Source organism: Leucobacter sp. OH1287 (assembly GCF_003859945.1).
Classification (GTDB): domain Bacteria; phylum Actinomycetota; class Actinomycetes; order Actinomycetales; family Microbacteriaceae; genus Canibacter.
The window spans coordinates 13,472-33,987 of sequence record NZ_RQYM01000010.1 but is presented as its reverse complement, the minus strand read 5'-3'; the positions used below and the strand labels follow the sequence as shown (position 1 = coordinate 33,987).

The following is a 20,516-nucleotide window of genomic DNA, read 5'->3' as shown; positions in this document are numbered from 1 at the left end:
TGCCGTACGCTATCTACCGATTACCTCTTGCAGCTCGGCAAGCTTGGTTGGGTGTTCCCACGCGAACTCTGGCAGTTCACGCCCAAAGTGACCGTATGCTGCGGTTTTAGCGTAGATGGGCTCTAGCAGGTTTAGCTCTTTAATAATCGCGAGCGGGCGCAGGTCAAACACCTCACGCACCGCTTTTTCGATGCGCTCTACCGGAACGGTTTCGGTTCCGAAGGTTTCAACATACAGCCCAACCGGCTCAGCCTTGCCGATAGCGTAGGCAACCTGCAGCTCTGCACGGCGGGCAAGCCCAGCCGCCACAATATGCTTCGCAACCCAGCGCATCGCGTAGGCTCCTGAGCGGTCCACCTTCGACGGATCCTTCCCGCTGAACGCGCCACCACCGTGCCGGGCCGCACCACCGTAGGTGTCGATGATAATCTTCCGGCCGGTTAAACCAGCGTCGCCCATCGGCCCACCAATCACAAACGGACCCGCGGGGTTGATCAAGAATCTGGTGTCTTTGCTGCTGATGTCAAGCTGCTCAAGCACCGGGTTGATCACGGTGTTAACCACGTCACGGTGCAGCTGCTCCTGGCTGATGTGCGCAGCGTGCTGGGTTGAGAGCACAACCGTGTCAACGTTCACAGCCTTATCGCCGTCGTACCCTAGGGTCACCTGGGTTTTACCGTCTGGGCGCAGATAGTCAAGCTCACCACTTTTACGGACGGCGGTTAGTCGCTCTGCAAGCCGGTGTGAGATCCAGCTGGCAAGCGGGTGCAGCTCAGCTGTCTCATCGCAGGCGTAACCGAACATAATGCCCTGATCGCCAGCTCCCTGCAAGCTCAGTTCGTCTCGCACCTCACCGCTGCGTGCCTCCAGCGAACTGTCAACACCGCCTGCAATGTCTGCCGATTGCTGCCCGATTGACACAGTAACACCGCAGGATGCGGCATCGAAGCCCATCTCGCTGCTGGTGTAACCGGTCTCTTTAATAACCCCGCGCACAAGCTGCGGAATCTCAACATAACCGCTTGTTGTCACCTCACCGGCAACGTGAACAAGACCGGTTGTGACCATCGTCTCAACCGCAACCCTGGCACCCGAATCCTGCGCCAACAGAGCATCGAGGATTGTGTCTGAGACCCGGTCACAAATCTTGTCTGGGTGACCCTCAGTAACTGACTCTGATGTAAAGTATCGCAGGTTCATAGCGGCTGCCTTCCTGTTTGGTTTGGTGGTGGTAAATGGGTAAAAGTAAGCGTCGGACCTTACAAATTCAGGTTACCGACGCCCTGGGACATTTTGTTCCCAATCTTAGGGTTTTGTTGGTTAAGCGATATCCTCACTCAAAACAAGCTTGCCCTCTGCGATCTCTCGCAGCGCAATCGTCAGTGGTTTATCGTCAACAGAACAGTCGACCAGCGGGCCGATGTTTTCAAGCAGATTACCCTCGTGCAGATCCGCATAGTAGTCGTTAATCTGACGCGCACGCACCGCAGCAAAAGAAACCAGTGAGTACTTTGACTCAACCTTCTTGAGCAAATCATCAATCGGCGGATCAATAATGCCATCGTAAACAGCCATAAAATTTGCCTTCCTATTTCAACTAAAACAGTCTACCGGTTTTCTTTTAAACTCGCACAATCACAGCGCCATATTTTGTCGTTAATCTGCTCCAGCCTGGTGCCTGAAACAGCTTAACCTCCCGCTCACCCACCAAAAACCCGAGCGTTTCAAGACTGAAGGCCGCTCCCGCAGGAACCCCGTCGAGCACACTGCGACCCCACACCTCACTGCGCAGTTTCTGCACAACCGGCTGCCCACTGCCCACAGGCAGCGCCTCGCTGATCTCGCGCATTCCCGCGTTAGCAACGTCGCGCAGTGACTGGGCGGTGACCGTTCCAGCAAACTGCCACCCGCTAACCGGCGGCGAAACCCCCGCCCACACGGCCGTTGTTTCACTCGGCGGCAGCTGCAGCAAAAACTCTCCGTCGTCTGCCACACGAGCAAACCGCTCAGTTAACGCCTTCGCGAGCACAACCTTATCAACCGATTCCGCCTCAGACACCGCCGGAACCGCCCGCTGCACCATCACAGTTGGCGTCCCATCAAGGATCATCTGCGGCTCCATAGTGCAACCGGTTATCGCAAAAACCCCGTTTGGCGCCGTATTTCCAGAAGATGCGGGGCTGGTGGATCCGCCCACAAAAGCCCGGAACTGCACTCTCACCTGCGGCAACCCAACCTGTGATAGCCGAGACAGGAACGTCACCAGGTCGCGGGTTGCTGCCGGGTCAGGAATCAAAATCGCCGAGCTCATCACACTAATCTTAGCCGCTTAGCTTCGGCGCTGTCTCAGGGAAAATATCTCCGGCGGCTAAGCCTCTAGGGTACTAAAATAGAAGTGTTTGTCTCTTGAGAGGAAAGCCATGCCGCAAACCAGCCAAAACCCGGTTAGTTCCGTCCCGAATCTGGCAGCGCTGCTGTCGGTGCAGAACGTTGGTGCGCGAACCAAGTATGACATCTTCACCGGCATCGCAAACCCCGCAGACACGGGGCGCAGTTTCGGCGGCCAGGTGCTCGGGCAGGCGCTGATGGCCGCGGGCAGCACCGTTGCGGACACACAGGCGCTGCACTCGATGCACGCCTACTTCCTGCGTCCAGGCGACGCAACCGCGCCGATGGTGTTTGAGGTGTCCAGACAGTTCGACGGCAGGTCGTTTAGTAACCGCCGCTCGGAGGCGTACCAGGAGGGCGAGGTGATTTTCTCGCTGAACGCCTCTTTCCAAATCCCGCAGGAGGGGCCTGTGCACGCCGAACAGTTCGACATCTCGTCAGTACCCGCACCCACGGAAATCCCCGACCTGGAAACCACGCTGGTTGGTGATGTTCCACGCCTGACCGCGATAAAAAACCGCCCGGTTGATTTCCGGTTCGTTGAGGGGCCGATCTACACTGAGGCGCTCGCCCCGCACACAAAACAGCATGTCTGGCTGCGCACCAAATATGAACTGCCCGAGAATCAGCTGCTGCACCGCGCCGCCCTGGCGTTCGCGAGCGACTATCTGCTAATCGAACCTGCGCTAAGAAGCACCGGTCAGAGCTGGTCCACACCGGATTTGAAGGCCGCGAGCCTCGACCACGCGATGTGGTTCTACGGTGATTTCCGGGTTGATGACTGGCTGCTCTACGTTATCGACTCGAAGGCGCTCGGCTCAAACCGTAACCTCAGCACCGGTTCGTTCTACAACCGCGAGGGCAAACTGGTCGCGAGCGTCGCGCAGGAGGCGATGGTGAGGATCAGCGCGTGACCGGGATTAACGGCGCCGCTGCCCAGAGCAGCACCGAAGCAGCCGGCACCGCAGCCGCAGGCACCACAGCTGCCGGCCGCACGCCCACTGCGGGCCCGAGGCAGCTGAAAACCGAGCTGGTTGGCGGCGGCAAGCACCGGCTCGTGTTCCTGCACGGTCTAATGGGCAGGGGCCGCAATTTCTTTGAGACCGCAACCTCGCTCTCCGATATCGCAACCTCCTTGCTGGTGGATCAAACCAACCACGCTGCTTCTCCGTGGACTGCCGAGTTTAGTTACGCCGACATGGCTGACGATGTTGCTGACGCGATCCGAACAGCCTTTGGCGCCGGTGAGAAAGTGATTGTGATCGGGCACTCAATGGGCGGTAAAACCGCGATGCAGTTGGCGCTGCAGCATCCCGAGCTGGTTCACGCGCTGGTGGTTGTTGACATCTCCCCTGTCCCCCGGCCGGACGCTGGTGTCTTCCCGGATCTGTTGGGGTCGCTGCTTGAGCTTGACCTGAACGCGATCCGCTCAAGAACCGATGCCGACAGGCTGCTTCGCGACAAAATCCCCGATGAGCGCACACGGGCGTTTTTGTTGCAGAGTCTCATCCGCGGCGATGGCGGTTTTTGTTGGGAGCCGAATCTCCCGCTGCTGCACGCCAGTCTGCAGACGATTATGGGGTTTGCACCACCGGTCGGCGCGAGTTTTAACGGGCCGGTTTTGTGGATAGCGGGCGGCAACTCCGACTATGTTCGGCCGGGTGATTTACCCCGGATGCAGGAGCTTTTCCCGGATGTCTACCCGGTTGTGGTTGACGATGCAAGCCACTGGGTGCACGCAGATAAACCGGAGCAGTTTCAGGCGCTTCTGCGCGAGTTCATCACCTCGGACTGCTAACGGCCGAGTTTCAGCGGGTCGTCGCTCCACTGTTTCGCAATTTTGCGTCCCTCGCTGTCGAGCCGCTGCGGCTGCATTGTCTCCCCGTTGACGATCACAACGGTTGTGATTGCGCGAGCAACAACCCGCGCTTCCCCATTTTCTGCTGTGGTGGATCCGTCAATCACCTCGTAGTGCACTTCAATGCTTGATCCTCCCAGCTTGCCGATCCACATCGCGATTGTGATCGGGTGTTCAGAGTATTCGAGGACGCGCAAGAACTCGATGTGTTGTGCAGCAACAAGCATTTTTGGGCCGGCCGGGTCGTCTGAACGGAAGTACCCTTCCAGTCCGGTTTGTTCGCGGGCGGTGCCGAGCCAAAAGAGACGCACTCGTGCCTCTTCCAGATACCTGGCGAAGGCTACATTGTTGATGTGCCCGTAGGCGTCCTGGTCTCCCCAGCGAAGCTCAATTTCAACGTGTGCGCGAGCCATTTGTCTCTCTTCTCTCTATTGTTTCGCCTGCTTAATCACGATAAGGGGCTAACCGGTTTGTTCCCGGCCAGCCCCTTATCGTGGGTTAGAGTCTGTGTTTAGCCGCGTGTCAACTTCCGGTAGGTGACACGTGACGGCTTTGCAGCCTCCGGTCCGAGACGCTCGATCTTGTTCTTCTCGTAGCCCTCGAAGTTGCCCTCGTACCAGTACCAGTTGGCGGGGTTGTCTGCGGTGCCCTCGTATGCGAGGATGTGTGTTGCAACGCGATCCAGGAACCACCTATCGTGGGTGATAACAACCGCACAGCCAGGGAACTCAAGCAGTGCGTTTTCAAGGCTCGCGAGTGTTTCAACGTCGAGGTCGTTGGTCGGCTCGTCAAGCAGCAGCACGTTACCACCCTGCTTCAGTGTGAGCGCGAGGTTTAGTCGGTTGCGCTCACCACCGGAGAGCACACCGGCTGGTTTCTGCTGGTCTGGGCCTTTAAAGCCGAAGCTTGAAACGTAGGCGCGTGAGGGGATCTCAACCTGCCCGACCTGAATAAAATCGAGCCCGTCAGAGACAACCTCCCAAACGGTTTTCTGCGGGTCGATACCGGCACGGCTCTGGTCAACGTAGCTGAGTTTCACGGTTTCACCGATCTTCAGGTCGCCAGAGTCAAGCGGCTCAATGCCAACGATTGTTTTAAACAGTGTGGACTTACCGACACCGTTCGGGCCGATAATTCCAACGATGCCGTTGCGTGGCAGTGAGAAGCTGAGGTTGTCGATGAGGACGCGATCCCCAAAGCCCTTCTTCAGGTCTTTCGCCTCCAGCACGGTGTTGCCGAGGCGTGGACCCGGTGGGATCTGGATCTCCTCAAAGTCGAGCTTTCTGGTGCGCTCCGCCTCAGCAGCCATCTCCTCGTAGCGTGCAAGACGCGCCTTGGATTTCGCCTGCCGTCCCTTAGTGTTTGAGCGAACCCACTCGAGTTCCTCTTTCAGACGCTTCTGCAGTTTTGCGTCCTTCCGGCCCTGCACCTCAAGACGCTCAGCCTTCTTTTCGAGGTAGGTTGAGTAGTTACCCTCGTATGGGTAGAGGCGACCGCGATCCACCTCGGCGATCCACTGAGCAACATGGTCGAGGAAGTATCTGTCGTGGGTGATCGCAATAACCGCGCCCGGATACTGCTGCAGGTGCTGCTCCAGCCACAGCACGCTCTCAGCGTCCAGGTGGTTGGTTGGCTCGTCAAGCAGCAGCAAGTCTGGTTTTTCGAGCAGCAGTTTACAGAGCGCTACACGACGCTTCTCACCACCGGATAGGTGTGAAACAATCTCATCTGACGGTGGACAGCGCAGCGCGTCCATCGCCTGTTCAAGCTGGTTGTCAAGATCCCAAGCGTCAAGCGCATCAATCTGCTCCTGCAGCTCACCCATCTCGGGCAGCAGCACGTCATAGTCGGCGTCGGGGTTTGCCATCTCGGCGCTGATCTCGTTGAAGCGGTCGAGTTTCGCTTTAATCCCGGCAACACCCTGCTGCACGTTCTCGAGCACGGTCAGGTCCTCGTCAAGCTCCGGCTCCTGCATCAGAATGCCAACGGTGAAGCCAGGCGTTAGCTTCGCCTCACCGTTTGACGGGGTGTCTTTGCCCGCCATAATCTTGAGGATCGTGGATTTACCGGCGCCGTTCGGACCAACCATACCGATTTTGGCTCCGGGGAAGAACGACATAGTAACGTCATCCAGGATCACCTTGTCGCCGTGTGCTTTACGCGCACGAACCATTTGATAAATGTACTCTGCCATTTCTGTTGAGCTGGGCTCGTCCCCTCTTGCTTGGTTGATAAAACTTCTATACTAAACTACCAGTCTACCGGCGTTACCGGGCAACCTGCACTACCAGTCAATCGGCCTGGTTTCACCGATTATGCAGATGTTTTTCTCTGCCCCAAGCGCATCAGCGCGGGTCGCCACAAAGGTGCGATCCGCCTTCGCTACCTGCCCGAGCAGGCACTCCTCACCAACACGGACAGCAACGAAGATTGAGTCCGCCTCGAAGTTGATTCTGGTTTTATCGAAGCTAACGGTCATATCTGCTTTGTTAAAGCCTGCCGCGACCAAGTGGTCAACGAGTGGCTGCCCGGCAACAGGTGTCTCAGAGGTGGCGAACTGCTGCATAATCCAAATAAAATACTCTTCGTTTTCTGCGGCGGATCCACCGGGATAGAACTGCGGTTCTTTCTCGGGCACCTGCTGTTCTTGCCGTTTCACCTCAGGCTTTGGCCCATCCAGCAGTGAACAGCCGCTGAGCACGGTTGTCACTGCCACAGCCGCCGCAATAACGGTGGCAATTCTGGTTTGCTTTGCCACACTCTGGCGCGCACTGCTGAAAAGACTCATGGATCTAATTCTACTGTGCCGACGTTAAATCTCCCCCTGAATCGGCCTCCGTGGCGCTGGTGTCAACAGAAAGCGCGTCTCCCGTGGCCTTGGTGTCGCCAGCAGAAGCTACAACAGGGCCATCGTCTGCGGGGTTAGCTCCGTACAAAACTGCGCTCGGGTCAGTTTGACCGGCGTGGTTTCCTGCCTGCCAGGTGGCAGGTGCGGTGCTGTCTGCCCAGCTTGCCTGACTGTGATGGGAGTTGTAGTCGCATCCCATCTCACCGCCGCTTTTTATTGCTCGCTGGAAGTTTGAGACACCCCAGCGCAGGTCGTGCCCGAGCGAATCGGCATCCACCTCGATGGTTAGCCCCTTGTTTTCCGCCTTCTCCCACTCGCGGATTCTCAGCTTACCCGACACGATCACGCGCTGCCCCTTTTGGAACGAACGCAGCGAGTTCTCACCGAGTGAGCGTGTCGCGTTAATCGTAAACCAGTTGGTTCGCCCCTCTTTCCAGGTGCTTGTTTTGACGTCAAACCATCGCTCGTTCTCTGCTAGACGGAACGTGCATTTGCTGCCGCCGTTAGCAAACCTGATGGCTTTTGGATCCGTTGCGATGGTTCCTACAACAGTAATATGGGTGCTCATTTGCTCTCTCCCAGCTGCTTTGTCGCGCCCTACCTGTGGGCGCTGATATGAGTGTGTTTCTTATAGGTTTAGAGGCACCGGCGCCGTGCCATGGATATCTCAACCGGTGCCTCTGTACTCATTCTTGCGCAGGTTAAAAGTAAAAGAGCTGACGCCCCTGTTTCTGTGGACAACTCTCCTTCAAAACGGGTTTTCCACAGACCGAAAACAGCGGTTCATCACCACCAAAATCAGCGGCTAGCCACCAACTAAACAGCGGTTAAACGCCGCGATACCACTTCGCGAAGTTTGCCCGAACCTTCTGCACCTTGGGAACAGCAACCGCGAGGCAGTAAGCCTGTGTTGGGTTCTTCGCAAAATAGTTCTGGTGGTACTCCTCCGCGTCCCAAAACTCGCCCAGCGGCGCAAGCTCGGTGACAATCTCGCCGTCCCATAGCTGCCTAGCCCGCTCAACCGCCGACTGCGCAGCGGCCAGCTGGTCAGGATCCGCATAGAAAACCGCGGAACGGTACTGTGTGCCGACGTCGTTGCCCTGCCGATTCAGCTGGGTGGGGTCGTGGATAGTGAAGAAAATGTCGAGGATCACGTCGAACGGCACCGTTTCTTCGTCGAAGGTGACAGCAACAACCTCAGCATGACCGGTGGTTCCCTGGCACACTGAGCGGTAGTCTGGGTTTGGCACTGAGCCGCCCGTGTAGCCGCTAACCACATCGCTGACGCCCTTCACGCTGCGATACGCCGCATCGAGGCACCAGAAGCAACCGCCGCCTAAAACAACCGTTTGTGTCACTGTTTACGCCACCAATCATCGCTTGGAGCAACCGGCATCCGCCGTTTATGCTCAGATTTTAGATACAACGCCGTAAGTTTACTACTTGCCGCCTCACTAACCGTCTCACCGGCCAGGTAGTCGTCAATCTCCCGATAGCTCACCCCGAGGCTTTCTTCATCGGTCTGACCGGGCTGATTATCTAGCAGGTCGGCTGTTGGGGCCTTCTGCCAGAGCCGCGGCGGAGCACCCAGCTCAGCGAGCATCGCAGCTCCCTGGGATTTGGTGAGGCCCGCGAGCGGCACAATGTCGGCTGCCCCGTCGCCGTGCTTTGTGTAGAAACCGGTTATCGCCTCCGCCGCGTGGTCGGTTCCGATCACCAGCAGGGAACGCTGCGAGGCGATTGTGTACTGCGCAACCATGCGGATCCGCGCCTTAATATTGCCCCGGTTAAAATCACTGATCACAGCATAATCGGTGGCGGGCGGATCCGCTGCCACCGCGCCCTCGGTTGCCTCCGCGCCCTTGGCTACCACCGCCCTCTCCGCGGCGGCACAGGAGTCTGCTAGCGCGTCAACGCTCGGTTTAATGTCGACCGTCAGCGTCAGATCGGGCTGGATAAACTCCAACGCCAGCTGCGCGTCAGCCTCATCGTGCTGCACACCGTAGGGCAGCCGGACAGCAACGAACTCTGCCGAGTGTCCTGCTTGCCGCAGCTCAGTAACCGCGAGCTGCGCGAGCCTCGCCGCAAGCGATGAGTCCTGCCCGCCGGAGACGCCTAGCACAAAGCCGCGGCAGCCGGGAATGCTCTGAAAATACTCAACTAGGAAACGCACCCGGTTGCGGATCTCACTTTTCGCGTCAGCTTCCGGGTTGACGCCCAGCCGGGTTGCTATCTCGGTTTGTCTGACCATAGTTCGATTCTAGTGGTTTGTTTAACACCATGTCACCGGGTCACCGCCCCCGATCTAAACCTCCTGCAGGCACTGGGGACCGAGCACCGCTTTCAGCTCACCGTAAAGGTCGGGGGTGACCCTGACGCTCTGGCGCAGCTGGAACACGCGCACCTGGGATCCGCTGACGAGCTGCAACTGCACCTCAGCATCGCCCTCGAAACGGCGAAGCAGCTGTTCCAGCGCCTGCATCCGCTCAACGGTTGCCCTGCGGTCGAGGATAGTCAGCCTCAGGGTTTTGTCGAGGTTGATGTTTGCTGCGTCGATCGGCTGGATCGAGGCGGCGTGCAGCGACCTGCTCTCGTCACGCTCCTGCACCCTGCCGCGGATCGCAACCACCTGGTCCGCCGCAAGCCCCGGCGCACACTCCTCGAACGCTTTGCCGAGCAGCATCACCTGAATCTCACCCGAGAAGTCCTCAAGGGCGAGCATGCCGTACTGGTTACCGGATTTGGCGGTGCGGATCTCAACGCTCGTCAAAAGCCCCGCAACGGTTAAAATCTCGCCGTCAGAGACGTTTTCTGAGTTGAGCACGGTCTCAATAGAGTGGCTTGCCTCCCCCGCCAGCACGGTTTCAAGGCCGCTGAGCGGGTGATCTGAAACATACAGGCCGATCATGTCGCGCTCAAACTTCAGCTTGTCAGCCTTCGCGTACTCCGGCCACTCCGGGATCGCGTTGTTTGCGCTATGCTGCGTGCCAGCACCGCCGTCGCCCGCGTCACCGGCGTCGTCAAACAGCGAATCAAAATCGAAGCCGACGTGTCCCTTCTCTTCATCACGCTTGTCGCGCACCGCCTGCTCAATCAGCGGCTCAAACGCTTCAATCAGTGACCGACGGGTGTGCCCGAGCGAGTCGAACGCGCCCGCTTTAATCAGTGATTCAACGGTGCGGCGGTTTAGCACGGCGGCGGGAACCTGCTTCACAAAGCTTGTAAAGCTGTCGTATTTCTGGGATTCGCGCGCCGCAATAATGCCCGAGATAACGCCCTCGCCGACGTTTCTTACCGCCCCAAGCCCGAAGCGGATATCGTCGCCGACCGCGGCAAAGCTGTGCAGCGACTCGTTAACGTCAGGCTGCAGCACCTTAATGCCCATGTGCCGGCACTCGTTAAGATACATCGCCAGTTTGTCTTTGTCTTTGTTGCCGATGCTGGTTAAAAGCGCCGCCATATACTCTGCCGGATAGTGTGCCTTCAGGTACGCGGTCCAGTAGCTGATAACACCGTAGGCAGCCGAGTGTGCCTTGTTGAAAGCGTAGTCAGAGAACGGCAGCAGAATATTCCAGAGCGTTGTAATCGCTTCCTCCGAGAAACCCCGCTCTGTCATACCGGCGGAGAACCCGGCGAACTGTTTATCCAGCTCCGCTTTCTTCTTCTTACCCATCGCGCGGCGCAAAATATCCGCCTGGCCGAGCGAGTAGCCAGCAACCCGCTGCGCAATCGCCATAACCTGCTCCTGATAGATAATCAGGCCGTAGGTTGTGTCAAGAATATCGGCGAGCGGCTCCGCAAGCTCCGGGTGGATCGGTGTAATCTCCTGCAGCCCGTTCTTCCGCAGCGCATAATTGGTGTGCGAATCCGCACCCATCGGCCCCGGCCGGTACAGCGCCAAAACCGCTGAAATATCCTCGAAATTGTCCGGTTTCATCAACCGCAAAAGGCCACGCATCGGACCGCCATCCAACTGGAACACGCCGAGGGTGTCACCCCTGGCCATCAGCTCGTAGGCGGCTGTGTCGTCGAGGCTCAGCTCCTCCAAAACCAGGTCGATACCGCGGTTTTGTTTAATGTTGGTGACAGCGTCCGAGATAATCGTCAGGTTTCGCAGGCCCAAAAAGTCCATTTTGATCAAACCCAAACCCTCACAGGTTGGGTAGTCAAACTGGGTGACGATCTGGCCGTCCTGTTCACGCCGCTGCAGCGGAATAATGTCGATTAGCGGGTCGCTCGACATAATCACACCGGCCGCGTGCACACCCCACTGCCGTTTCAGCCCCTCCAGGCCACGCGCGGTCTCAAACACCTTCTGCGCTTCGGGCTCCTCATCAACAACCTTGCGGAACTCGGCGGCCTCTTTATAGCGCGGGTGGGCCGGATCCACAATCCCGCTGAGCGGAATATCTTTGCCCATAACCGCGGGCGGCATCGCCTTGGTGAGTTTGTCACCCATCGAGAACGGGTGGCCGAGCACGCGCGCCGCGTCTTTAATCGCCTGCTTCGATTTGATTGTGCCGTAGGTGACAATCTGCGCAACCCGCTCATCACCGTATTTCTCGGTGACGTAGTGGATCACCTCTGACCGGCGCCGATCGTCAAAATCGACGTCAAAGTCCGGCATCGAAACACGGTCAGGGTTGAGGAACCGCTCGAAGATCAAGCCGTGCTTGAGCGGATCCAGGTCGGTGATGCGCATCGCATACGCGGCCATCGAGCCCGCACCGGATCCACGCCCCGGCCCGACGCGAATACCGTTGTCTTTCGCCCAGTTGATAAAGTCGGCAACCACCAGGAAGTAGCCGGGGAAGCCCATTTTGCTGATCACGTCGATCTCGTAGTTTGCCTGTTTACGCACCTCGTCGGGGATGCCGTCCGGGTAGCGGTAATTGAGGCCCCGCTCAACCTCTTTAATAAACCAGCTCTCCTCGGTCTCCCCCGCAGGCACCGGGAAGTTCGGCATGTAGTTTGCGCTCTCGTTAAACTCGACGTTGCAGCGCTCCGCGATCAGCAGCGTGTTGTCACACGCCTCCGGCAGCTCCCGAAACACCTGCCGCATCTCCGCGGCGGTTTTCAGATAGTAGCCGTCACCGTCGAACTTGAAACGGTTTGGGTCATCGAGCGTGGATCCGGACTGCACCGCCAAAAGCGCTTCATGGTCCTTCGCGTCCGCCGCGTGTGTGTAATGCAGGTCGTTGGTTGCAACCAGCGGCAGGTTCAGTTCCTTTGCAAGCCTGAGCAGATCGTCGGTGACGCGCCTTTCGATCTCGAGGCCGTGATCCATTAGCTCGCAAAAGAAGTTCTCTTTGCCGAAAATGTCTTGGAACTCCGCGGCCGCCTCCCGTGCCAGATTGTACTGGCCGAGCCTCAGCCGGGTTTGAATCTCACCCGACGGGCAGCCGGTTGTTGCGATTATGCCCTGACCGAATTTTTGCAGCAGCTCGCGATCCATTCGCGGCTTAAAATACTGCCCCTCCATTGACGAGTAGCTGGAGAGTTTGAACAGGTTGTGCATGCCGGTTGTGTTCTCGGCGAGCATCGTCATGTGCGTGTAGGCGCCGCCGCCTGAGACGTCGTCACCGCCGCCGTTACCCCAGCGGACACGGCTGCGATCACTGCGGTGTGTGCCCGGGGTGAGATACGCCTCAATCCCGATAATCGCCTTCACACCGCTGTCTTTTGCGGTGCGCCAAAAGTCGTAGGCGCCGAACATGTTGCCGTGGTCGGTCATCGCGATCGCCGGCATTTTCTCTTCAGCAACCGCCTGGATCAGCTCCTTCACCCTCGCCGCACCGTCGAGCATCGAGTACTCGGTGTGAACGTGAAGGTGTGCAAACTGGTCTGCCATGCGGGTGCTCCAATCAGCTGGGTGTGAGCTTCCAATTCTAGTGGCTAAATCGGAGTCAAAGCTCCGAGTCTGTCAGCTGGGTAAGGCGCCAGCTGATCCAACGCCGCACGCGGTTAAACCACCAAGCGCTCCAGCGCCTCCGCCAGATCAACCGCGTATTCGCTCTGAAAACTCACCCGTTTCGCGCTCGCGGGGTGCGTAATCTCCAGCTCCACCGCGTGCAGCCACTGCCGTTCCAGCCCGAGCCGCATCGACAGCTGCGGGTCGGCGCCGTAGACTGTGTCACCGACGCAGGGGTGGTGCTGCGCAGCCATGTGCACGCGGATCTGGTGGGTGCGCCCCGTCTCCAGCTCGATCTCGAGCAGGGTTGCGTGCGCGAACGCCTCAAGTGTTTCATAGTGGGTTATCGCGTGCCTGCCGTCGGCAACCACCGCGAACTTCCAGTCCGAGCGCGGATCCCTGCCGATCGGCCCGTCGATTGTCCCCGAGAACGGATCCGGGTGCCCCTGCACAACCGTGTGGTAAATCTTCTTCACCTCGCGGTCGCGAAACTGCCGTTTCAGCTCCGAGTATGCATACTCGCTCTTGGCGACAACCATAACACCGCTGGTTCCCTGGTCGAGACGGTGCACAATCCCCTGCCGTTCGGCGGGACCGCTCGTTGCAATGTTGTAGCCGAGACCGGCGAGCGCACCGAGCACGGTTGGTCCGTGCCAGCCGAGGCTCGGGTGTGCGGCAACGCCCGGCGGCTTTGAAACGACCACAATATCGTCGTCGTCGTGCAGAATCTTAAAGTCCTCAACGAAGGTTGGAATAACCCGCGGCGGCTCCTTCGGCTGCCACCTCACAACCAGCTGCGCGCCCGCAACCAGCCGGTCGCTTTTGCGCAGCACCCGGCCGTCAAGCTCAACGCCACCGTCAGCGATAATCGTCACCGCGTAGCTGCGAGAAACCCCGATCAGCTCCACCAGCGCGGCGTCCACGCGCACGTCCGAGAGCCGATGCGGCACAATAAAGAACTCCTGCCGCGTCTCAGCCACGAGCGCTCCGCTCCGCGGTTTTTGGGCGGGTGGATCCCGCTGCCTCCGCCGCTGCCGGATCCGCCGCGGGATCCGCCGCTGCATCCTCTGCATCCTCTGCTTCCTCCGCCGCGTCTGCGTCCTCTGCTTCTGCCTCTGGATCCGCCGCCCGCTCGCGCTTGTACCTGGTGCCGTCTGGCCTGAGCCCGAACAGCACGAGCAGGACGATCAGAATAACCGAGCCGACGATTGCTATGTCCGCGAGGTTGTAGACCGCGGAGAGCAGCCACGGCGTGTAGATGTAGTCAACCACGTGGCCGATCGCGAAGCCGGGTTCGCGCAGCAGCCTATCGTAGAGGTTGCCGAGTGTGCCGCCGAGCAGCATCCCGTAGCTGAGCGCCCACAGGCGTGAGCGTACTCGCCACAGCTGCACGATCAGAACCACCGCAACAACGACCGCGAAAAGCGTGAAAACCCAGGTGTGGCCGCTTAAAAAGGAGAAGGCGGCGCCGGGGTTTAGGACGTACAGCCACTGCACCGCCTCGCCGATAACCGGCACTGTTTCCCCGCGCGGCAGTGTGTTTTCAGCCCACAGTTTAATCAGCTGGTCGGCGACGGCGATGGCAACAGCAACGGCTCCCAACAGTATTACCGCTGGGAGCCGTTTAGAACTGTTTTCCCTTTGCTGTGTCACTCGTGTATGCAGCTTTAAGGACTAGTCGACGTTTGGTGCACCGGCTGGTTCTGGTGAACCCTCGAGGCCGCGCAGCTGTGACTCAATGTATGAGCGCAGGGTGCTGCGGTACTCTGACTCGAAGTCACGCAGTTCGCGGATGGTGCCCTTCAAGTCGTCACGTTCGCTGCTGAGCAGGCGGAGCACGTCAGCACGCTCGGTCTCTGCCTCAGAAACAAGGCGCTTAGCGGTTGCTTCGCCCTCGCTGATCAGCTGGTCACGCTGGTTCTCACCGTCGTGAACATACTTGTCGTGCAGTTCGAGAGCCATCTGCAGCATCGCGCTTGACTTCTGTGCGTCAGGTGATGCGCCGCTGGTCTGATGTGAGCTTGACTCCTGCGAAACGAGCTCTTTCTCCTGCTCAAGCTTTGCAGTCAGTGAGGCAATCTCCTCGTTAAGTTTTGCAATAGTTGCCTCGTGACCTTTAAGGGTCTCATGAACCTGGTCAAGGAAGGTGTCAACCTGCTCTGAATCGTAGCCATCACGGAACTTGGTAATTGTGAAGGTCTGCAGACGGACGTCCTCAGCTGAAAGCTCACTTGATGGCACTTCGATCTGTTCTTCCATTATTTTCTCTTCCTAAAGATATAAAACCCTTACCCATCAACGCTACCAAAAACAGCTGAAATTTGCATCTAAGCAGCTTTGAGGTATCCAAAAGCCCGGCCGCTAAGGGCAAGAACCCCCGCTCCGCGGCGACCCAGGGCGACCCAGCGGCGACCCAGCGGCGACCAAAAAAGCTACACCAGCAACGAGATTCTCAGCGACTGCAGCAGTGAGAGTGCGATCCACACCGCGAGCATTGTCAGCATTAGACCGAGGTCGAGCTGCACCTGCCCGATACGAACCGGCGGCACAACCTTCCTGATGAAGCGCAGGGGTGGATCCGTCACCGTATAGATCAGCTCAACGATAAACAGCAGAATCTTGCGGGGCCGAAACGCCGGGTTGACGACGCGCACCCACTCCAGGATGAAGCGTGCCCAGAGCACGATCAGGTAGGCGCGCAGCGCGAATATCAGGATCAGCAGCGCGAGAGGTAGGATGCTCATGCCGGGTTAGGAGGCCGGGGAGACGAAGAAGGTTTCTTCTTCAGCGCTGTCAGCAACCGGCTCAACCGGCTCACCAACGGTGATGTGCTCAGGGGTGAGCAGGAACACCTTGCCGGTTACCCGCTCGATGTGGCCGTTGAGGCCGAGCACGAGACCGCTGCAGAAGTCGATGATCCGCTTCGCGTCGGATTCGCTGAGGCGTGACAGGTTGAGGATCACGGGCACACCGTCACGGAAGTTCTCGGCAACAACCGGCGCGTCCGCGTAGTGTGTCGGGTGCACGGTGAGGATCTCGTTCATCGCCTGCACGGGCAGCTCCTGCACGGGGGTGACCCGGCGCAGCGGTGTGATCTTAGGTTCTGGGCGCGCAACAGCCTGCTGTGTCGCTGGAGCCTGCGGTTCAGGCTTAGACTCAGCAATCTGCGCGGTGTTGTTGTTGGCGTTGAGGTCCTCCTCAGCAAGACCCAACATAACCATCGTCCTCTTAATTGCGCCGCTCATCATCTACTCCTAAAAATCACGTGAACACTTCTGAGCTTAGTTCCACACAGCAAAAATATGCTGTATTGCAACCGTGTTTTTGCCGTTATTCAGTTGTGGCCTTAGCGCTACCGCAGGAAATCAGGGATGTCCAGGTCTGAATCGTCGTCAGCGCCGAACGCCGGATCCTGCAGCTGCGTCTCAATTGGCGGGTTCGCCAGCGAGTCAGCGAAGGAGGTGTTGCCGGTGTCGTTTGAGCCAGGTGTCTCAATCGGACCGGTTGCGTTCACAGCGCCGGCAGCGGATCCCTGCAGCGGCACCGGTGATGGCTCCTGCTCGTAGACTCCCCTGCGCGGCTTCACAGCGCCTTTCGCGTCTGCGCCGCCGTGCACGGCGTTGTCGTCGAAACCGGCGGCGATAACGGTTATCCGAATCGCGTCACCGAGTGACTCGTCGATAACAGTTCCGAAGATAATGTTGGCTTCCTCGTGCACAACCTCCTGCACAAGCGATGAGGCGTCGTGGATCTCGTTGAGCCCCAGGTTCGAGGATGCCTGGATCGACAGCAGCACACCGTGCGCGCCCTCGATTGAGGCCTCAAGCAGCGGCGATGACACAGCCAGCTCTGCGGCCTTAACTGCGCGATCCGCACCGCTTGCAGAACCGATACCCATCAGCGCGGAGCCTGCTCCCTCCATAACCGATTTAACGTCGGCGAAGTCGAGGTTGATCAGACCCGGGGTTGTGATCAGGTCGGTGATGCCGGAGACACCGGCGAGCAGCACCTGATCCGCCTGCGCAAAGGCGTCGATCATGCTGATGCCCGGATCAGAGTCGGACAGCAGTCGGTCGTTTGGCACAACGATCAGCGTGTCAACCTGTTCGCGCAGGTTGTGGATGCCGCTGTCAGCCTGTGAGGCACGACGCTTGCCCTCGAAGGAGAACGGGCGGGTTACCACGCCGATTGTTAGCGCGCCGTTGTTTTTAGCGATGCGAGCGACAACCGGGGAAGCGCCGGTGCCGGTGCCGCCGCCCTCACCGGCGGTAACGAACACCATGTCGGCGCCGCGCAGCACCTGGTCGATCTCCTCCGTGTGCTCCTCGGCGGCGCGTTTACCCTTCTCGGGGTCTGCGCCAGCGCCCAGGCCGCGGGTGTATTCGCGACCGATCTCGAGTTTCACGTCGGCGTTGCTCATCACAAGCGCCTGAGCGTCGGTGTTAATCGCAATAAACTCAACACCCTTGATGCCCAGTTCAACCATGCGGTTAACAGCGTTAACACCACCGCCACCAACACCGACAACTTTAATCTGTGCGAGGTTATTGCTAAATGTCACCTTAACTCCGATTTAAACCTTAAACTTCAACCTAAAGGTTAAAGTGTATACTGAGTAATTCTTTTTAACCGTAAGGTGAAAACCTGACAGAACCCAGAAGACACACCGCGATTTGCAAAAGCGAATTTTTATTGGAACACCGGTGCTTCGGTTGAGGACACGTCAATCAGGCTGATCTCCCGGCCGCCGAGCGCCGCAATCATCTGCTGCAGCAGCACACCCTTCAGCTGATTCTGTGAATCATCTCCCCACAAAACCGTCAGCCCGCTGCCCATCGCGAACGTAATATCGTTCGCGGTTGTGGCGCTGACCGCAATAAACTGTTCACGCAGCGCCGGATCCATGTCACGCAGCGCGCGGGTCGCCGCGGCAAACGCCGGGCTTGTCACATCCGTCAACTCCCCCTGCGCGAGCGGCGCTCCGGGAAGCAGCTCCGGTGTTTCCGCGACCTGCACACCGGCCGCGTCAAGCACCCGATAGCCCTCAGCGGACTGCATACTGATAACCGGCACACGCTCCTGCACCCGCACAATCAGCGTCTGCGGCGGCACAATCTCAATCGCATACCGCTGAATCAGGTTGAACTGCCCGAGCGACTCAAACACCTGCTGTTCGTCAACGAGCGCGAGCGGTGTGCCCCGCAGCGGATCCAGCGCCGCCTCAACAGTGCCCGCATCAAGCGTTGTCACACCCTCGACGCGGATCTCTTTCACGCTCATAATCGGTGTTAAAACGCCGATCGCAACGGCGCCCGCGGTCAGCGCAACAATCGCACCGGCAATCAGCAGGCGACGTTTTGTCCGCCGAGAATAGCGCAGGAAGCGTCGGCGCTGCTGTTTCGTCCGCCGTTTCGCGTCACGCTTGGCGCGGCGCAGATCACGCTTCGCCGCAGCAACACTGCCACCGGTTAGCCTCGACAGGAAGCTCGGTTTTGCCGCCGCGTCAGCCGCCAGCTCAGCGTCAAGCGCCTGCTCGGCTGCCCGCTGGCGCTGCCGCAGTTTCGCGGCCCTCACCGCCAGTGGCGCGTCGGGGTGAGACGGATCCGCGAGCCCCGCTGCGTCGCCGTTTCCGGCGCTGCCGCTCGCCGCTAGCCGGTCGAGTTCCGCAACCGCGCTGGTTGCGACGCGATCCGCGTCCCATACCGAGTTGGCGAGCTCTTCTTGTTTGTGCAGGCGGCGCAGCTGTTCATAGTCGGTGCTGTCTGTGCCGAGACGTTTGAACCAGCGCTGCGGCAGTTCTGCGCTGCTCTCGTTTGCGGCATCACCGTCAAAAACAACGGCGGTGTCAAGGTTTGCTGTGTCGAGGTTCGCGGTTTCAAGATTCGCAGCATTGAGGTTCGCGGTTTCCGCGTTTGCCGCGGCCTCGTCACCTCCGCCGCGACCGAAAATGGCGCTCTCGAAGGAGTCCTCGGGGGTTGCCGAGTTCTGGTCAGCGGCACCGTTCCGGCGCCGACTGATCCCGTCAAAGCCCCCGGGTCGCTTCACAGCGGCTACTTACCCCCGCCCGGCGGCAGCTCGGCTGCAACACCGTAGCGTTTTTCAAGCGCGGCGAGAATCATCGGGCAGATCCGGTAGAGGCTACCAACGCTCATGGTCACAACAATGTCGCCTGGCTGTGAGAAGTTTGCGATGTACTCGCACGCCTCATCCCAGTCCTCGATCAGCGCAACCTTGCTCTGGTCGACAAACTTGTCGGTGACCAGTTTGCCGGTGACTCCCGGCACGAACTCCTCACGCGCCGCCTCCAGATCGAGTACAACGGTGTGATCCGCTCCCGCCTCAAGAATCTCAGCGAACTCGCTCGCAAACAGCTGTGTGCGAGAGTAGAGGTGCGGACGGTGCACGGCAATAACCCGGCCGCTGCCAGCAACTGTTCGGGTTGCGCCGAGCAGCGCCTTAATCTCGTTGTGGTGGTGTGCGTAGTCGTCGTAAACCTCAACACCGTTAACGCGGCCGTAGAACTGCAGGCGGCTGGTCACACCCTGGAAGTCTTGCAGCGCGTCAACCGCTTGACGCAGTGTGTAACCCATGTGCAAAAGCACCGCGATCGCACCGGTTGCGTTGTAGGCGTTGTAGTCGCCAAACAGGCGCAGCTGCACCGGCAGGCTCTCGCCGTTTGCGGTGACGGTGAAGCTCACTCGGGCGCTTGTGTCAAGGTCGCTGAGCCTAACATCAGCGGACTCGCTCTGCCCGAAGGTGATGATCTCGCGGTCGGTTGCCAGCTGCTCGGTAACCTCTTTCGCGCCCGGATCGTCAGCGGAGATAACAACCGCCTCGGTTGCGGCGTTCGCAAAATCAACAAACGCCTGCATAAAGTTTTCGCGTGAGCCGTAAAAGTCGAGGTGCTCAGGATCAACGTTGGTGATCAGCGCAACCGCGGTGTTGTAGAGCAGGAATGACTTGTCTGACTCGTCTGCCTCCAGCACGAAGGTGTCTGCGCTGCCGGCACTCGCCGTCTCACCCATCCCGACGATTGCCGCGCCGTTGACGTATGACACATCGTTGCCGCCGTGCCTGAGCCCGTGCGCAACCATACCGGTTGAGGTGGTTTTGCCGTGCGCACCGGCGACGGAGATAACGCGGTCGTGCCGGCTCAGCCAGTGCAGCGCCTGCGAACGGTGCAGCACCAGAATGCCGCGCTCACGCGCCCGCACATAGGTTGGATTGTCCTCCCTAAGCGCACCGGTAACAACCAGTGTGTCGATGTCTTCTGCGTAGCGGGCCTCGTGCCCGATTTCCACGGGGATCCCGATGTCCCTGAGCGCCTGACATGTTGAGCTGTCGCTGCGGTCACTGCCGCTCACTTTAACTCCCGCGCGGTGCATCATCCGCGCAATCGCGTTCATTCCAGCGCCGCCGATTCCCACGAAGTGAACACGGCCAAGCTGCTCTGGTATCTCTAAATCGAAATCAGCGTGAATCATGTCTTTTAGCGTACCGTTTTATCGCAG

At 59.0% G+C, this 20,516-nt stretch carries 20 protein-coding genes; 2 read left to right on the top strand and 18 right to left on the bottom strand.

All coding sequences use genetic code 11. The features are described 5' to 3' along the window. Positions 1 to 9 precede the first annotated feature (9 nt). From metK to EII30_RS06635, 3 genes are all read right to left on the bottom strand, one after another. Positions 10 to 1,200, bottom strand: coding sequence for a methionine adenosyltransferase (gene metK, locus EII30_RS06645; protein WP_124886551.1), 1,191 nt, complete (start codon positions 1,198 to 1,200; stop codon positions 10 to 12). Positions 1,201 to 1,320: 120 nt separating this feature from the next. Then, the gene (gene rpoZ, locus EII30_RS06640; protein WP_124886550.1) at positions 1,321 to 1,575 is read right to left on the bottom strand and encodes a DNA-directed RNA polymerase subunit omega; all 255 of its coding nucleotides are present in this window, start codon (positions 1,573 to 1,575) and stop codon (positions 1,321 to 1,323) included. 46 nt (positions 1,576 to 1,621) lie between these two features. Beyond that, positions 1,622 to 2,311 (bottom strand): hypothetical protein, encoded by a 690-nt coding sequence (locus tag EII30_RS06635; protein ID WP_124886549.1) that lies wholly within the window; start codon positions 2,309 to 2,311, stop codon positions 1,622 to 1,624. An 88-nt stretch (positions 2,312 to 2,399) separates the two neighbouring features. On the opposite strand from EII30_RS06635, the gene EII30_RS06630 reads away from it, so the two are divergent. Further along, a complete protein-coding gene (locus tag EII30_RS06630) occupies positions 2,400 to 3,302 on the top strand; it encodes an acyl-CoA thioesterase II (protein ID WP_233569364.1) in 903 nt (300 codons plus the stop codon). Next, positions 3,299 to 4,186 (top strand): alpha/beta fold hydrolase, encoded by an 888-nt coding sequence (locus EII30_RS06625; RefSeq protein WP_233569352.1) that lies wholly within the window; start codon positions 3,299 to 3,301, stop codon positions 4,184 to 4,186. Before EII30_RS06630 ends, EII30_RS06625 begins: the two co-directional genes overlap by 4 nt. Here EII30_RS06625 and EII30_RS06620 read toward each other — a convergent pair. From EII30_RS06620 to murC, 15 genes are all read right to left on the bottom strand, one after another. Next, positions 4,183 to 4,659: a thioesterase family protein gene (locus EII30_RS06620; RefSeq protein ID WP_124886548.1), complete on the bottom strand. Its 477-nt coding sequence runs from the start codon at positions 4,657 to 4,659 to the stop codon at positions 4,183 to 4,185. The genes EII30_RS06625 and EII30_RS06620 overlap by 4 nt on opposite strands. Positions 4,660 to 4,757: 98 nt before the next feature. Continuing rightward, positions 4,758 to 6,440 carry an energy-dependent translational throttle protein EttA gene (gene ettA / locus EII30_RS06615; protein WP_124886547.1) on the bottom strand — a complete coding sequence of 561 codons (1,683 nt, stop codon included), beginning with the start codon at positions 6,438 to 6,440 and terminating at the stop codon, positions 4,758 to 4,760. 90 nt (positions 6,441 to 6,530) lie between these two features. Further along, positions 6,531 to 7,034: a hypothetical protein gene (locus EII30_RS06610; RefSeq protein ID WP_124886546.1), complete on the bottom strand. Its 504-nt coding sequence runs from the start codon at positions 7,032 to 7,034 to the stop codon at positions 6,531 to 6,533. 10 nt (positions 7,035 to 7,044) lie between these two features. Then, entirely contained in the window at positions 7,045 to 7,662 is a 618-nt protein-coding gene (locus EII30_RS06605; RefSeq protein WP_124886545.1) for a single-stranded DNA-binding protein, read from the bottom strand. Between the two features lie 259 nt (positions 7,663 to 7,921). Continuing rightward, positions 7,922 to 8,452, bottom strand: a complete 531-nt coding sequence (gene msrA, locus EII30_RS06600) for a peptide-methionine (S)-S-oxide reductase MsrA (RefSeq protein ID WP_124886544.1) — start codon at positions 8,450 to 8,452, stop codon at positions 7,922 to 7,924. Continuing rightward, positions 8,449 to 9,345 (bottom strand): ammonia-dependent NAD(+) synthetase, encoded by an 897-nt coding sequence (nadE, locus tag EII30_RS06595; protein WP_124886543.1) that lies wholly within the window; start codon positions 9,343 to 9,345, stop codon positions 8,449 to 8,451. Before nadE ends, msrA begins: the two co-directional genes overlap by 4 nt. A 54-nt stretch (positions 9,346 to 9,399) precedes the next feature. Beyond that, positions 9,400 to 12,945 (bottom strand): DNA polymerase III subunit alpha, encoded by a 3,546-nt coding sequence (gene dnaE / locus EII30_RS06590; RefSeq protein ID WP_124886542.1) that lies wholly within the window; start codon positions 12,943 to 12,945, stop codon positions 9,400 to 9,402. 113 nt (positions 12,946 to 13,058) lie between these two features. Then, the gene (locus EII30_RS06585) at positions 13,059 to 14,078 is read right to left on the bottom strand and encodes an RluA family pseudouridine synthase (protein WP_233569346.1); all 1,020 of its coding nucleotides are present in this window, start codon (positions 14,076 to 14,078) and stop codon (positions 13,059 to 13,061) included. Continuing rightward, positions 13,978 to 14,658: a signal peptidase II gene (lspA, locus tag EII30_RS06580; protein WP_124886541.1), complete on the bottom strand. Its 681-nt coding sequence runs from the start codon at positions 14,656 to 14,658 to the stop codon at positions 13,978 to 13,980. Before lspA ends, EII30_RS06585 begins: the two co-directional genes overlap by 101 nt. A 21-nt stretch (positions 14,659 to 14,679) precedes the next feature. Further along, complete coding sequence (locus EII30_RS06575; RefSeq protein WP_124886540.1) at positions 14,680 to 15,264, bottom strand: DivIVA domain-containing protein; 585 nt, start codon at positions 15,262 to 15,264, stop codon at positions 14,680 to 14,682. A 173-nt stretch (positions 15,265 to 15,437) separates the two neighbouring features. Beyond that, positions 15,438 to 15,749, bottom strand: coding sequence for a YggT family protein (locus EII30_RS06570; RefSeq protein ID WP_124886539.1), 312 nt, complete (start codon positions 15,747 to 15,749; stop codon positions 15,438 to 15,440). Between the two features lie 6 nt (positions 15,750 to 15,755). Beyond that, entirely contained in the window at positions 15,756 to 16,250 is a 495-nt protein-coding gene (locus tag EII30_RS06565; RefSeq protein ID WP_124886538.1) for a cell division protein SepF, read from the bottom strand. Between the two features lie 107 nt (positions 16,251 to 16,357). After that, complete coding sequence (ftsZ, locus tag EII30_RS06560; RefSeq protein WP_124886537.1) at positions 16,358 to 17,566, bottom strand: cell division protein FtsZ; 1,209 nt, start codon at positions 17,564 to 17,566, stop codon at positions 16,358 to 16,360. Between the two features lie 128 nt (positions 17,567 to 17,694). Continuing rightward, entirely contained in the window at positions 17,695 to 19,050 is a 1,356-nt protein-coding gene (locus EII30_RS06555; RefSeq protein WP_124886536.1) for an FtsQ-type POTRA domain-containing protein, read from the bottom strand. Between the two features lie 5 nt (positions 19,051 to 19,055). Further along, a complete protein-coding gene (gene murC, locus EII30_RS06550) occupies positions 19,056 to 20,489 on the bottom strand; it encodes a UDP-N-acetylmuramate--L-alanine ligase (RefSeq protein ID WP_124886535.1) in 1,434 nt (477 codons plus the stop codon). Between the last annotated feature and the right edge of the window lie 27 nt (positions 20,490 to 20,516).

Bases quoted from the DNA above. Each gene is read 5' to 3' on its own strand.
- metK (WP_124886551.1), bottom strand. From the start codon at position 1,200: ATGAACCTGCGATACTTTACATCAGAGTCAGTTACTGAGGGTCACCCA.
- rpoZ (WP_124886550.1), bottom strand. From the start codon at position 1,575: ATGGCTGTTTACGATGGCATTATTGATCCGCCGATTGATGATTTGCTC.
- EII30_RS06635 (WP_124886549.1), bottom strand. From the start codon at position 2,311: ATGAGCTCGGCGATTTTGATTCCTGACCCGGCAGCAACCCGCGACCTG.
- EII30_RS06620 (WP_124886548.1), bottom strand. From the start codon at position 4,659: ATGGCTCGCGCACACGTTGAAATTGAGCTTCGCTGGGGAGACCAGGAC.
- ettA (WP_124886547.1), bottom strand. From the start codon at position 6,440: ATGGCAGAGTACATTTATCAAATGGTTCGTGCGCGTAAAGCACACGGC.
- EII30_RS06610 (WP_124886546.1), bottom strand. From the start codon at position 7,034: ATGAGTCTTTTCAGCAGTGCGCGCCAGAGTGTGGCAAAGCAAACCAGA.
- EII30_RS06605 (WP_124886545.1), bottom strand. From the start codon at position 7,662: ATGAGCACCCATATTACTGTTGTAGGAACCATCGCAACGGATCCAAAA.
- nadE (WP_124886543.1), bottom strand. From the start codon at position 9,345: ATGGTCAGACAAACCGAGATAGCAACCCGGCTGGGCGTCAACCCGGAA.
- dnaE (WP_124886542.1), bottom strand. From the start codon at position 12,945: ATGGCAGACCAGTTTGCACACCTTCACGTTCACACCGAGTACTCGATG.
- EII30_RS06585 (WP_233569346.1), bottom strand. From the start codon at position 14,078: ATGCAGAGGATGCAGCGGCGGATCCCGCGGCGGATCCGGCAGCGGCGG.
- EII30_RS06575 (WP_124886540.1), bottom strand. From the start codon at position 15,264: ATGGAAGAACAGATCGAAGTGCCATCAAGTGAGCTTTCAGCTGAGGAC.
- EII30_RS06570 (WP_124886539.1), bottom strand. From the start codon at position 15,749: ATGAGCATCCTACCTCTCGCGCTGCTGATCCTGATATTCGCGCTGCGC.
- EII30_RS06565 (WP_124886538.1), bottom strand. From the start codon at position 16,250: ATGAGCGGCGCAATTAAGAGGACGATGGTTATGTTGGGTCTTGCTGAG.
- murC (WP_124886535.1), bottom strand. From the start codon at position 20,489: ATGATTCACGCTGATTTCGATTTAGAGATACCAGAGCAGCTTGGCCGT.